The 13,258-nt window shown below is 67.2% G+C and carries 12 protein-coding genes and 1 tRNA gene; 6 read left to right on the top strand and 7 right to left on the bottom strand.

Going from position 1 to position 13,258, the window contains the following annotated elements:
• The first annotated feature begins 244 nt into the window (after positions 1 to 244).
• Positions 245 to 799: a hypothetical protein gene (locus CFB18_RS13625; RefSeq protein WP_088572347.1), complete on the top strand. Its 555-nt coding sequence runs from the start codon at positions 245 to 247 to the stop codon at positions 797 to 799.
• A 19-nt stretch (positions 800 to 818) separates the two neighbouring features.
• On the opposite strand, the gene CFB18_RS13620 is transcribed toward CFB18_RS13625, so the two are convergent.
• On the bottom strand, positions 819 to 2,495 hold the full coding sequence (locus tag CFB18_RS13620; protein ID WP_088572346.1) for a glycoside hydrolase family 57 protein: 1,677 nt from the start codon (positions 2,493 to 2,495) through the stop codon (positions 819 to 821).
• 467 nt (positions 2,496 to 2,962) lie between these two features.
• Here CFB18_RS13620 and CFB18_RS15460 point away from each other — a divergent pair, with 467 nt between their 5' ends.
• Entirely contained in the window at positions 2,963 to 3,349 is a 387-nt protein-coding gene (locus CFB18_RS15460; protein ID WP_159461767.1) for a c-type cytochrome, read from the top strand.
• Positions 3,350 to 3,736: 387 nt separating this feature from the next.
• Here the strand turns inward: CFB18_RS15460 and CFB18_RS13610 are convergent.
• Positions 3,737 to 3,812 (bottom strand) — tRNA-Asp (locus CFB18_RS13610).
• Between the two features lie 195 nt (positions 3,813 to 4,007).
• On the opposite strand from CFB18_RS13610, the gene rpsO reads away from it, so the two are divergent.
• The 4 genes from rpsO (at position 4,008) to thrC (ending at position 9,549) form a co-directional block, all read left to right on the top strand.
• Positions 4,008 to 4,277, top strand: a complete 270-nt coding sequence (rpsO, locus tag CFB18_RS13605; RefSeq protein ID WP_088572344.1) for a 30S ribosomal protein S15 — start codon at positions 4,008 to 4,010, stop codon at positions 4,275 to 4,277.
• A gap of 155 nt (positions 4,278 to 4,432) precedes the next feature.
• On the top strand, positions 4,433 to 6,658 hold the full coding sequence (locus CFB18_RS13600) for a polyribonucleotide nucleotidyltransferase (protein ID WP_088572343.1): 2,226 nt from the start codon (positions 4,433 to 4,435) through the stop codon (positions 6,656 to 6,658).
• Positions 6,659 to 6,887: 229 nt separating this feature from the next.
• Positions 6,888 to 7,964, top strand: a complete 1,077-nt coding sequence (gene mtnA / locus CFB18_RS13595) for an S-methyl-5-thioribose-1-phosphate isomerase (protein WP_088572342.1) — start codon at positions 6,888 to 6,890, stop codon at positions 7,962 to 7,964.
• Positions 7,939 to 9,549, top strand: a complete 1,611-nt coding sequence (thrC, locus tag CFB18_RS13590) for a threonine synthase (RefSeq protein WP_088572341.1) — start codon at positions 7,939 to 7,941, stop codon at positions 9,547 to 9,549. Before mtnA ends, thrC begins: the two co-directional genes overlap by 26 nt.
• 59 nt (positions 9,550 to 9,608) lie before the next feature.
• Here thrC and CFB18_RS13585 read toward each other — a convergent pair whose 3' ends face one another.
• The 5 genes from CFB18_RS13585 to CFB18_RS13565 form a co-directional block, all read right to left on the bottom strand.
• Entirely contained in the window at positions 9,609 to 10,172 is a 564-nt protein-coding gene (locus tag CFB18_RS13585) for a hypothetical protein (RefSeq protein WP_088572340.1), read from the bottom strand.
• A 131-nt stretch (positions 10,173 to 10,303) separates the two neighbouring features.
• Entirely contained in the window at positions 10,304 to 10,876 is a 573-nt protein-coding gene (locus CFB18_RS13580; protein ID WP_143597626.1) for an InlB B-repeat-containing protein, read from the bottom strand.
• A 213-nt stretch (positions 10,877 to 11,089) separates the two neighbouring features.
• Positions 11,090 to 11,830, bottom strand: a complete 741-nt coding sequence (locus CFB18_RS13575; RefSeq protein WP_143597625.1) for a hypothetical protein — start codon at positions 11,828 to 11,830, stop codon at positions 11,090 to 11,092.
• 184 nt (positions 11,831 to 12,014) lie between these two features.
• A complete protein-coding gene (locus tag CFB18_RS13570; RefSeq protein WP_088572337.1) occupies positions 12,015 to 12,623 on the bottom strand; it encodes a ComEA family DNA-binding protein in 609 nt (202 codons plus the stop codon).
• 124 nt (positions 12,624 to 12,747) lie between these two features.
• Entirely contained in the window at positions 12,748 to 12,975 is a 228-nt protein-coding gene (locus tag CFB18_RS13565; RefSeq protein WP_273095584.1) for a hypothetical protein, read from the bottom strand.
• Between the last annotated feature and the right edge of the window lie 283 nt (positions 12,976 to 13,258).

Raw genomic sequence — 13,258 nt, 5'->3', positions numbered from 1 at the left:
GATGACGGAGTCGTTGCGGTGAAGGCGGCTCCGGCAACCCCTGAGCCCCTGGTTCGCGATGACACAAAGGTCGCGGTTAAAGCCGCTCCTACAAAAAGATGGTTTTGTAGGAGGGGCTTTCGCCCCGGACCTCGCTTCCATCCGCGCGTGGGGGGCGCCCACGCGGGGTGGCGGGGGCCGTTAGAACTATAATGGAAGCCATCGGGGAGTGTCACAGAGGGGAATTTTTTCAGGAGGGGAAACGGTGGTTTCTCTGGAGCTGGTTTACTATTTCGCCGGGGGCGCGCTGATCGTTGGCCTCCTCTTCGGGATCGTCCTGGGGTTCGCCCTAAGCGGCGGGCGAGGAGGGGAGCCCGCGGGTGCGCTGCCTCCGCCCAGAACCGAAACCGGTGTGGCCATGATCCGGGAGCCTGACGGCACGTGGCGGATCGAGGTGGGGAAGCAACGTTACCGTCACCTGCGGGAGATCCACGATCACCGCGCGGCCCTGCTCGTCCTCGAGGCGATGCAAGCCCTGCAGGCCATGCTCCGGGAATCCACCCCCACGCTGCCGGCGGAGTCCCGTGTACAGGGTCCTGCGCCTGCAGAGCAGCTGGACCGTATCCTCCAGGAACTCCTCCGGGAACATCCCGAGCTGCCCTATCGGGCTGTCCGCCTGGAAACCCTTCCGGACGGCACCCTGGGGATCCTCATTGGAACGCAGCGTTACCAGCGCGTGGAGGATGTCCCGGACCCGGAGCTCCGCGCTCTCCTCCGGGAGGCGATTCAGCGATGGTTGCAAGGAAGTCCCCGCCCGTGAGCAGACCCGTGCGAGCCGGTCATGCGGGGGCCCACCACCGGTAATCCAGATCCGGGAACACCTTGTCCAGCTCCCAGTAAGCCTCCGCCAGGTCCCCATCCGGTCGTCCGACCTCCACTGAGCGGCAGAGGGCCTCGAAGCGCTCCAGGTGGGTGGTGAAACGCTCAATGGCGTAGGCGCGGGCCTGGCCGGTGGTGACGAGGAAGGGCCAGTCGCTGGCCTGAAGGAGCAACAGCTCCCGGGCGGCCTGGTTGAGCACTCGGGCGGTCTCCGCGTCCGCCTCCGGATATCGTGCGGCCAGCCGCTCCATCCGCGCCTCGGCCTCGTGGATCGGCTCCCACATCCAGTGGGTCTCCGGGTTGTCCCACGTCCAGTGTCCCCCTCCCAGGCCCCAGCTGGACTCCGGGAGGGCCAGCACCTCCGTCGGAGGGTAGGCCTCCAGGAACTCCCGGGCCGTGGCCAGCCAGACCTCCTGGCTCTGCGCCAGACGCCGCAACACTGCCCGGATCCAGTCCACGCCCTCGAACCACCAGTGGCCGAACAGCTCAGCATCGTAATTCGAGGCGATCAAGCCGACCTGCCCGGTGGACCGATGGAACTCCCGCAGCAGATCGTGCACCAGATCCACGAAGTGCCCTGCATGTTGCTCCACTTTGGCCGCCGCCCATTCCGGATGGTAGTAGTCCTTCTCCCCCAGGTCCACTTTTCCGGTCACCCGCCAGTATTGCAGGCCGGAGCGCCCGTCCTTCTTGTGGAACTCCCGGTAATCGAAATCGCCCGGGTAGCCCCAGTCAGCAGACCACACCTGCATCCCCGTGCGGTTGTTGCGGGCCACCACCGCCACACCGGAGTGTTCCCCGCCGGGGACGTCTGTGCGGGCCACATAATACGGACGGTAGGTGGTGCCCCGGACGCCTTCGATGGCCTCGAAGGGGATCACGTAATGGCGCACGATCTGGCCGTAGGGGCCGATGGCGTCGCCCGCCGCTTTCCCCACCGGGCGCCCTCCCTCCACCGCATGGGTTTCAGCGAAGAACAGCCGGAGCCCCTCCCGGGCCAGGAAATATTCCAGGCCGGGCCGGATGGTTCCGTCCGGCAGGCGATAGGCGGGCCGGTAAGCGCACTCCGGGAGCCAGATGGAGAAGGGATCCCTCCCGAAGAACCGCCGGTAGGTCCGGATGCCGGTGCGCAGCTGGCCCCGGATGGAGGAATCCCGGGAGAGCAAGGGGAGATAGCCATGGGTCGCCGCGCTGGTGATCAGCTCGATCACCCCGGCTTCCTGGAGGCGCCGGAATGCTCCGATGAGGTCCCGACCGTAACGATGGATGAAACTTCGCAGCCGTCGATCGTAGTAGTCCACATAGAAGCGTGCCAGCTCCCGCAGGTGGGGATTCCCTTCGGCCTCGAAGCGGGCCACATCCTGCTCCGCCCGACTCCGCCGGTCCTGCGCATACTCGATGAAATGCTCCTGGATGAGCGGATCCGCCAGCTGCTCCGCCAGCACCGGCGTGAGGCTCAGGGTCAGACGGGCCGGGACCCCCTCCTCGTGCAGGTCATAGAGGGCGTCCAGCAAGGGGAGGTAGGTCTCGGCGATCGCCTCGTGGAGCCACTCCTCCCCGTGGGGCCAGCGCCCGGCGCGCCGGCAATAGGGGATGTGGGCGTGGAGGACGAAGGTGAACGCTCCGATCGGCGCCATCGACGGTTCCCTCCTGCGGATCTTCTCCTATGATAGCCGAAACCCGACCCGCTGGGGGCCTGAGGCCGCGGATGGCGGTTCGCGCTCGTGAACCGCCGCCAGGGTGGATCCATATCAAGAAACAGAAAGGCATCGCGATGAGGAGGGAGCGTGCCCGCCCGCAGGGGCCGCCGGTGGATCCCATGGGTTCTCACGGCCGGGATAATCGGATGCCAGGCTGCGGCCCGGCCGGAGGGAGCGACGCCGTCGATTCCGGCGATCTCCCGCTTTCCGACTATCGCGCTTGCTCCCTCCCCCTCTCCGACCGCTACCCGATCGGAGACCGGGGCGGGGCTTTTCGCAGCCTTCTGGGAGTCCTGCCATCCCCAGGGAGGCCATGCGCCAGGCGCGGGCCCCTCCCTGCGCGGTGTCGTTCATCGGCACTCCGCGGATTTCGTCCGTCAGCAAATCCGCAACGGGCGGGGAACATGCCGGGCTTTGGCGACCGACTGAGCGAGGAGGAGATCGAGCGCCTGCTCGGCTACCTGAGGACGCTGGAAGGGGAGCCAACCTTCGCCCGGACCCCTGTTCCTCCGGACCCGGGGGCGGTGGCTCGGGGACGGGCCCTTTTCCGGCAGCGCTGCGCGTCGTGCCATCTCGAAGGCAGGCGTTTGCCGGGGACCGGCCTGGGCTTCGAGCCACCGGCTTCCGTGCCGGTGGATGAAGTCCGGCGCCACATCCCGGCCTTCATCGCCCGGCAGATCCGGGAGGGCGGAGGTCAGATGCCGGCCGTCGGGGCGGACCTCGCAGAAGAAGAGGTGGCGGACCTCATCGCCTATCTGAGCGCGCTGGCCATCGGAAGCGAAGGCCCTTGAGCGGGGATCCCCCGCCGGGCCTTTCTTCAAACTCCGATTTCAGGAGGGAACCATGAACCGCATGCGCTGGCTCATCGGCATCCTGCTCGCGCTCCTGGTCATCGGGGCGGCGCCGGCTCAGGAGACGGTGACCATTCCCATCAAGAGATCTCCGTCTATGTCTCGTGCGGGGAGATCCGGGCGGCGCTCCCGCCCACCGGCGGGGAGACCCGTGCGGTTCCCGCGTGGGTTGGATGGCTGCTGGCCGGAGCAGGGGTGTTGCTGGCAGGGATCGGCTACGGGCTGCGCCGGCGCAGGGCGACCACCCTATAGCCCGGGTGAGGGGGATCGGCAGGTCTACGAAAAAAAAAGGGGGAAGGCGGGAGCTCCGCCTTCCCCCTGTCTGAGCGGGCCCGACGGGATTTGAACCCGCGATCTCCGCCTTGACAGGGCGGCGTGTTCGGCCAGGCTACACCACGGGCCCACCCACCTCGGAATATACCACATCCCGGGAACCCCCGTCAAGATCGGGGATCCGAGAAGGTCCTGGCTTCCCATCCTGCGCCTCTTCCTGCTTTTCATGTCATGTCGGACGGTTTTGCAGAACTCCTCCCCGCAGATTACAATAGATAACCTGGGAAACGATCCCGCATTCAATCCCCGATGGGAGGGAAGCGCGGTGAGCCTGTCGAAAGAGGAAAAGCAGCAGCTGATCGAGATGTTCCGGCGCCACGAGTCGGACACCGGTTCGCCGGAGGTGCAGATCGCCATTCTGACCGAGCGGATCAATCGCCTGACCGAGCATCTCAAACAGCATAAGCACGATGAGCATTCCCGGGTCGGCCTCCTGAAGCTGGTCAGCAAGCGCCGGCGCCAGCTTCGCTACCTGGCCCGGGTGGATCCGCAACGCTATCGCGCGATCCTGGAGCGGCTGGGCTTGCGCAAATGATCCGGCGGACGGGCGTGGGAGGACGCCCCGTGTTTCACAGAGGATCCTGGCGCCTGCGGAGGCAGGGGCGGGCGCCCGGGTCATCGACCGGGCCAGGGCTCTTATCCGGGATACAGGGCCATGATGGCATCCGAGCCGGAGGGGTGTGATCGGACATGAGGCGAGAGAAGCATGTTTTCAAAACGATGGTCGGCGACAAGGAGATCGTCATTGAGACCGGCTACTTCGCTTGGCAGGCCAACGGCGCGGTGATCGTCCGCGTCGGCGACACGATGATCCTGGCCACCGCCACCATGGCGAAGGAGCCGCGGGAGGGCATCGATTTCTTCCCCCTGAGCGTGGATTTCGAGGAACGGCTCTATGCGGCGGGTCGCATCCCCGGCAGCTTCCAGCGTCGGGAGGGCAAGCCCTCGGAGAACGCCATCCTCACCGCCCGCCTGGTGGATCGCCCCCTCCGACCCCTGTTCCCCAAAGACCTACGCAATGACGTCCAGATCATCCTGACCAGCCTCTCCGCGGATCCGGAATATCACCTGGATATTCCTTCGATCATCGCGGCCTCGGCGGCCTTGACCATCTCGGACATCCCCTGGTTCGGGCCGGTGGGGGCGGTGCGCGTGGGCTACATCGACGGGCAGTTCGTGATCAACCCCACGGTCAGCCAGATGGAGCACAGCCGGTTGGACCTGCGGCTGGCGGGCACAGCGGACGCGGTGATCATGGTCGAGGCGGGGGCCAATGAGATCCCCGAGGACCTGATGGTGGAGGCGATCCGCCTGGGCCACGAGGCCATGCAGCCGCTGATCGCCCTCCAGGAGGAGATGCGGGCCGCCATCGGCAAGCCCAAGGCCACCTACAAGGCCTTCTCCATCTCCGAGGAGGTTCGCCAGGCTGTCCGCGCCCGCCTGGATCACCAGATCGCGGAGATCCTGGACACGTATTTCGACAAGGACAAGCGGAACGAGGCGCTGGACGAGCTGGAGGAGGAGATCCTCCAGGCCCTCTCCGAGTATGAGCAGGCCCAGGTGAAGGAGAGCTTCCACGAGGCGCTGCGGGAGGAGGTGCGCCGCCGCATCCTGGAGGAGGGCCGCCGGCCGGACGGGCGCGGCCCGAAGGACATCCGGCCCATCTGGTGCGAGGTAGACGTGGCGCCCCGAGCCCACGGCTCGGCCATCTTCACCCGGGGCGACACCCAGGTCCTCTCGGTGGCCACCCTGGCCACCCTGGCCGAACAGCAGGAGCTGGACACGCTGGCCCCTGAGGAGACCAAGCGCTACATCCACCATTACAACTTCCCACCCTTCTCCACCGGTGAGGTGCGAGTGCTGCGCGGGGCCTCCCGGCGGGAGATCGGGCACGGCGCCCTGGCGGAGCGAGCGCTGCTGCCGGTGATCCCGCCGGAGGAGGAGTTCCCTTACACCATCCGGGTGGTGAGCGAGGTGCTCTCCTCCAACGGCTCCACCTCCATGGCCAGCGTCTGCGGCTCCACCCTCGCCCTGATGGACGCCGGGGTCCCGATCCGCAAGCCGGTCTCCGGTGTGGCCATGGGCCTGGTGACCGCCGATGAGACCTGGCGGAAATACGTGATCCTCACCGACATCCAGGGGATGGAGGATCACCTGGGGGACATGGACTTCAAGGTGGCCGGCACGGCGGATGGGATCACCGCCCTGCAGATGGATGTCAAGATCAAGGGGCTGCCCTACCACGTGCTGGCCGAGGCCCTTCATCAGGCCCGTGAGGCCCGCCTTTACATCCTGGAGAAGATGCTGGAGGTCCTGCCCGCCCCGCGGCCGGAGCTCAAGCCGCACGCCCCGCGCATCTTCACCGTCCATATTCCGGTGGAGAAGATCGGCGCCCTCATCGGGCCGGGCGGGAAGACCATCCGCAAGATCCAGGAGGAGACCCATACCCAGATCGACATCGAGGAGGACGGGACGGTCCACATCGCCGCCACCAGCCTGGCCGACGCCGAGAGCGCCCGCCTCAAGATCGAGGCCTACGCCGAGGAACCCCAGGTGGGCAAGATCTACCTGGGGAAGGTCATCCGCATCACCGACTTCGGGGCCTTCGTGGAGATCCTCCCCGGCGAGGTGGGGATGGTCCACATCTCCCAGATCGCCGACCAGAAGGTGAACCGCATCGAGGACGTGGTGCGCGTGGGCGACCAGATCCTGGTGATGGTCACCCACATCGACGAGGACGGCAAGATCCGCCTCTCCCGCCAGGCGGTGCTGGAGGGGCTCTCGGTGGAGGAGGCCCAGCAACGGGATCGGCTGCTGGCCGCGAAGGCCGCGCCCAAAGGGAAGGGGAAGCCTGGCGAGGAGCGTCCCCTGGCCGGCCGTGTGAAGATCGTCAAACGGGCTTCCGGCGAGCGCTGACGTCATCCCATCCGGGCGCTCCGCAGATCTCAGGGCCGGGCATCAAGGGGTGTCCGGCCCTTCTTGTTGCCGCGAATCGGATAGTAGGGGCGACCCCCCGGGTCGCCCCTACCTGGAAGGCCCTGGGCCTCCAGAAGATCTTCGCCTTGCTTTAGGGTAAAATCCGTAAAAACCCGGAGCACAGGACGGATCGCGCGTTCTCAACCTCCATCGCGATCGGAGGCTCTGCATGCGCAGCGTGGAATGGCACGACGGCGTCCTGCGGCTGATCGATCAACGGCGGTTGCCCCATGAGATGGTCATCCTGGAGTGCGAGACCCCCGAGGCCGTCGCCGAGGCCATCCGCACGATGGCCGTCCGGGGGGCCCCGGCCATCGGCGCCGCGGCCGCCTTCGGGATGGCCCTGGCGGCCCTCCGCAGCCCTGCCTCAGACCGCGCGGCGTTGCTGCGGGACCTGGAAGCGGCGGCCCGGTTGCTGAAGGCCTCCCGCCCCACCGCGGTGAACCTGTTCTGGGCGGTGGATCGGATGCTCCGCCGGGCCGCGGACGAGGGGCTGGAGGATCCCCAGGCCGTGCGCGAGGCGCTGGTGGCCGAGGCCATCCGGATCGCCGAGGAGGACGTGGAGACCAACCGTCGGATGGGACAGTATGGAGCGACCCTCATCCGGGACGGCGACACCATCCTGCATCACTGCAACACGGGGGCCCTGGCCACGGTGGATTACGGCACGGCTCTGGGAGTGATCCGCACCGCCCACGAACAGGGCAAGCGCATCCACGTGCTGGTGGATGAAACTCGCCCGCGCCTGCAGGGCGCCCGGCTGACCGCCTGGGAGTTGCTGCAGCTGGGCATCCCCTTCACCGTGATCGCCGACGGGGCCGCCGGCTACTTCATGCGCAAGGGGAAAGTGAACATCGTCCTGGTAGGGGCGGACCGCATCGCCGCCAACGGCGACGTGGCCAACAAGGTCGGCACCTACACCCTGGCGGTCCTGGCCCGGGAGCATGGGATCCCCTTCTATGTGGTGGCCCCCACCTCCACCATCGATCCGAACACCCCCAACGGCGACGCCATCCCCATCGAGGAGCGGGATGAGCGGGAGGTGCTGGAGATCGAGGGGGTGCCCATCGCGCCCCGAGGGGCCCGGGCGGCCAACCCCGCCTTCGATGTCACCCCCGCCCGTTACATCACCGGCATCATCACCGAAAAGGGGATCCTTTATCCGCCCTTCGACCTGCACATCCGACGGGCCCTCGGCCTCGAGCAGGAGGATCTCCGGGATGTGGTTGCGCTGCGCGGCCTGTAGCCATCAGTGGCCTTACCTTCGCTTTGAGGTCCGCTGTCCGCGCTGCGGAGGCGACTGGCTGGACGTGATCTACGACCTGGAGGCCGTCCGCCAGCGGTGGGATCGGCTGCTCCGCCACCGTCCCTTCACCATGTGGCGCTACCGGGAGCTCCTCCCCCTGCGCCAGGATCTTCACATCGTGACAATGGAGGAGGGGGGCACGCCGCTGCTGCGGGCGGAGAACCTGGGGCTGATGCTGGGCCGGCCTCGCCTCTACATCAAAGACGAGCGCCAGAACCCCACGGGCTCCTTTAAGGACCGACAGGCCTCCCTGGCCATCTCCGTGGCCCGGGAGGCGGGCCTGCAGGAGATGGTGGTCGCCTCCACCGGGAACGTGGCGATCTCGTATGCCGCCTACTGCGCCCGGGCCGGCATCCAGCTGTGGGCCTTCCTGGTGAGCTCGGCCCCCGCCGACAAGATGCGGGAGGTCGCCCTATACGGGGCGGAGGTCATCAAGGTGACCGGGACCTACGACCAGACCAAGCAGGTGGCGGCCCAGTTCGCCGAGCGACGCGGGCTGTTCCTGGATCGGGGGATCCGGAGCCTGGCCGCCCGCGAGAGCATGAAGACCATCGCCTTCGAGATCGCCGAGCAGCTGGGCTGGCGGGCGCCGGACTGGTATATCCAGGCGGTGAGCGGTGGGATGGGGCCCATCGGCGTGTGGAAAGGGTTCCAGGAGCTGAGGGCCATGGGCCTGGTGGACCGGATCCCCCGCATCGGGGTGATCCAGGCGGAGGGCTGCGCGCCCATTGTGGAATCGTTCCGCCTGGGCCTGGAGCAGGCCCGGGTGGTCCGCACCCCGCGCACCCGCATCGCCACCCTGGCCACCGGTGACCCCGGCCCGGCTTACCCGGTGCTGCGCCGCATCGTTCAGGAGACCGGGGGGGCCATGGAGACGGTGAGCGATGAGGAGACCTACCGGGCGATGCATCTGCTGGCCAAGATGGAAGGCCTCTCCATGGAGCCAGCGGCGGCGGCGGCCTTCGCCGGGGCCTTCAAGCTGATCGCCTCCGGTCACATCCGGCCGGAGGAGACGGTGGTCATCAACGCCTCCGGGCACACCTTCCCCGTGGAGAAGTTCGCCTTAGGGGAAGGATGGGTTTACACGCTGGAAGCTCCCGCGGCCCCCTCGGAGGGGTTCCTCATCGCCCTGGACCAGCTGGACCCGCGCAGCCGGCGGGTGCTGATCGTGGACGACGACCCGGACGCGGTGCGGCTGATCCGGCGGATCCTGCAATCCCGGGGGACCTTCTACGTGGAGGCGGTGGATCGAGGCGATGAGGCGCTGGAGCGGATCCGCAGGGATCCTCCCGATGTGATCCTCCTGGATCTGATGATGCCGGGGATGGACGGCTTCGCCGTGCTGGAGGCCCTGAAGGCGGATGAACGGCTGCGTCGCATCCCGGTCCTGGTGATCACCGCCCGGAGCCTGGCCCCGGAGGAGCGGGCCCGCCTGCGCCAGCAGGCGTATGCCGTGCTGGAGAAAGGGATGTTCACCGACGAGAACCTGATTGAGGACATGCTGGCAGCTCTGCACCCCTCATAGCGACCCGACCCTTGGCTCTCGGTTTGTAGGCCGAAATGAATTTCGGCCCCTTCTCCCCCTCACCCTCCGGGCGTTGGGATCGGAATGGGCGTGGGGGTAGGCGGCGGGGGCGGGGGGCTGGAGCGGCCGTAGGCGATGCGGATCGAACTGGCCGCCTCCACAGAGGCCGGGTTATCGGTCCCGACCCGCAGCTTCCTCCAGACTTCGACAGACCCTCCCCATGTGAAGGACCCTGCGTAGGTGCCCTCGATGGTGGTCCCGTAGATCGGGCAGATGACCTGGATCCCCTGATCCGCCAGGCCGCCCCATTCAGCGCAAAGCTCCACCCCCTGGCCGATCCCCTGGTTGAGCTCCAGGATGATCCGACGGTAACGGCCATCCACACGGGTGGTGGAGCCCCAACCCCATGCCGCCACGGTTCCGGAGATCACTCCCTGGAAGGTGGGATCCACGATGAAGTAGCCGATGGTTGGGTCCCAGCGCCCGCCGAAGGCGATGATCTTCACCCAGGGCTCCTGGGCGCCTATGTCGGAGATCGTGGCCGGGTTCCAGGACCACTGCAGATAGAGATCGACGGTTGGGGAAGCGGTGATGGGATCGGCCCGCTGGTATCGGTAGAGCACGCATGTCCGGCCAAGGGCACAGGAGCCCAACTCAAAGTATTGCGGATTGATTTCAACCAGTGAGAACCCTTCCCCGGAAACCTGAGGAGACGGCATCGAGTAAGAGGTGTCATGGGTGAACCGTAGCTCGGTCACCCGCACACGGCCGGTAGGAGGAGGGGAGGGAGTTGGGGTGGGCGTGGGGAGGAGCCGGAAGGTGGCGGTGATGACCCGGGATTGGTCATGGTGACCACCGCTATGTCGTCAGGGTCGGTGGCGTCGGCGCCGATCCAGCCGGCGAAGGCCCAGCCGGGCCGGGGTTGGGCCTGCAGGCGCACCTCCTCTCCTTCCGGGTAAGCGCCATCGGCGCAGGCTCGGCCGGCCACCACCCGGGCGGCTCCGCCCTCCGGAGGGGCGGCGTGCACCGTTAACGAGTAGGGCCCGTGGGGGATGAAATGGGCGGTGAAGATCCGTCCCGCCTCGCAGATCGTCTCCGGCCGCCAGGCCTTCCAGGCCGCCCAGAAGGCATCCACCGCCGGCCATTCTTGGAAGTCGAGAAGGCCAAAAGTGGGCACATCGAGGCTGGCGGTGACCGAGAAGATCCCGGCGAGGCCGTCGGCAAGGCGGTCCCAGGGTTCGGCACCATCAGCATAGAGATCCCAGAGGACAGCGGCCACGGCCAGCTCGTTGATGGCGTTGGTTCTGTCGGGCAGTGGTGTAGGCATGGGTGAGGATATCAAAGATAAAGAAGGCGGTGTTTGCTCCTCCATCCTCTCGCGGTGTCCGATCCGGGGGCGGGGGACAGGGCGTTGGGCAAACCAGACCGGGCCCAGAGAGGGAACAAGCGTCCCCTGGCGCACGGTGATGGGGGCGTTTCCCGCCGACGGACCCTCCTCGGTCCACACGTAGAGCTGCAAATCTTTGTAGTGAAACTGTTTTCAGTTATAGATCAGGGTCAGGGTGTAGGCCCCTGCGGCATCAGTGTGCCCTTCAATCCGCGCGGGCCAGCACCGAGACCTGAAGGGTGGATGGGGGCAGAGGGTGTATTCCAGGGTCACCCGGGCATGGGCTACAGGGCGGCGGATTGTGTTCTTTTGTTCCCGATCGATGGATCGGAAAGCCCTTGCCTCATAGGCGACACGGCCGGAGAGGGTGAGCTGGGGGAAGCCGCGCTGGGGTTCGCGTTCAGATTCGGGGGTGGGGGGCGCCCAGGGGGTGGAGGGGTGGAGGCGCTCCCAGGCATCGGTCTGACAGCGTTCGAGGGTGCCGATGAGGCATGTCCAGAGCTGGCCTTCGAGGGTGAAGGTGCGACGGGGCCAGAGGGGCTGGCCTTCGGCCTCGGGAGGCACGCCCAGCAGGGTGCGCAAGGGATCCGCAGGCAGCCGCACGGCGCAAGGCGCGGCCGCCCTGCACATGCGTTGGCCCAAATCGAAGGCGCGCCACCAGAGGGTGTCGAAGTCGGCCCACCAGGCGCGCGCAGGGGTGCTCCAGCCGAGAAGGCTGGCTGCGTCTATGGGGCGAGGCCAAATGATGATGCCGTTTTGGGAGATGGGATAGAAGCGGACGGGGGAGAGCCAGAAGAGGGCGGTGACCTGCCATTCGCCGGGTTGTTGGATGCGGGCGTGGAGGGAGAGGGTGAGGGTGAGGGGGGGTGTGACCACTCCCAGGGGGATTTCCACCAGGGTGCCGGGCGCGGTGATGTAGTGGAAGTTGCCGGGGCCGTAGAGCTCCGTACCGATGATGGGTTCAGCCTTCAGAAACGATCCCCGTTGCCACCGGGACGTCGGGTTCGAGGCTTTGCTGCAGACCGTTGTCCTGGTGGTTTGAAAGCGATCCAGCCTGCGCGGGAGCTGAGAGATCCCGTTACGGCGCGGGGGAGACCGTCACCCACGGGCGGATGCGCTCCAGGGTGGCCGGGCCGATCCCGGGGACGTTGAGGAGATCCTCCACCCGGCGGAAGGGGCCGTGCTTGAGCCGGTAATCCACGATGGCCTGGGCCGCCCGCGGCCCGATGCCCGGCAGCCGGTCCAGCTCCTCCACCGAGGCTGTGTTGAGGTCCAGAAGAGGCCCCGGCGTGGGCGACGCCGAGGCCTCCTCTCCTCGCCGGGGGATGTGCAGATGCATGCCATCCATAAGGGGCGCTGCCAGGTTCACCCGCTCCAGGTCCGCCGACGGCAGGGCCCCCCCTGCCTGCTCCAGAAGCATCCAGATCCGAAGCCCTTGCGGGACGGTGTAGACCCCGGGCGCCTGCACCGCGCCGGTCAGGTAGACCTGGATCCACTTCGGGGTGGGGGTCAGGGTCGGGGCCGGGGTCGGGGGCGGGATGATCCGGATGGGCGCGGGGGCCGGGCGCCGGAGCAGCCAGACGCTGGCCAGGAAGCTGGCCAGGGTGGCCGCCAGCACCACCACCTCCCGCGCCGTCTCCCAGCGGGAGCCTCCGGCTCGTCCCCTCGGGCCGACCTCCTGCGCCATCGATCCACCCTCCGGCATCCTCTGAAATCCGGGGAGGAAACACTCCCCATAAGGATGATAGCCGGCCCGGGGGGCTCGCTCCCATCCCGGCCCGCAGGCGGATCGGAAGGGGGCATGGGACCGGTTACAGCATTCCCTCCAGCACCCGCTCCAGGGCCATGGTGTGGGCGCAGGTCCCACGATGGCGGAAGAAATCGCAATCGCAGGACCAGTTCCCTTCGTGGTAACGGACGTGGTGGGTGTCGTTCTCGCCGCGGACGGTGACCGAGAACGAGAGGAAGCGGAAGCGATCCCGCTCCTCCGCGTAACGCCGGGCCTTCTCGATCTTGCTGATCAGCGCCGAGTCCACCATTGGACCTCCTGATCGGGATGGGATTTCGGTTCCTGCCTTGCAGGCCTGATCTCTTCTCGCATGCCCGTTAGAAAACAAAACGGCACGCCAGCCCGCAGGCCGCGTGCCGTTCGGATGCGCCGGAACATGCAGGTTCCTGCCCGCAAGGGAGGCTCCCTCATGGCATCTTCGCTTTTAGTATAGGCCAGGCCGGAGAGGATGTCAAAGGGGGGATCCCTGGGGGGTTTGTCCCCAAATCGTAGGGCAACTGCGAGTAGTTGCCTTACAAAAGGAGGGGGTCCTC

The organism is Thermoflexus hugenholtzii JAD2 (assembly GCF_900187885.1).
Classification (GTDB): Bacteria; Chloroflexota; Anaerolineae; order Thermoflexales; family Thermoflexaceae; genus Thermoflexus; species Thermoflexus hugenholtzii.
This window is presented reverse-complemented; position numbering and strand designations above follow the sequence as displayed.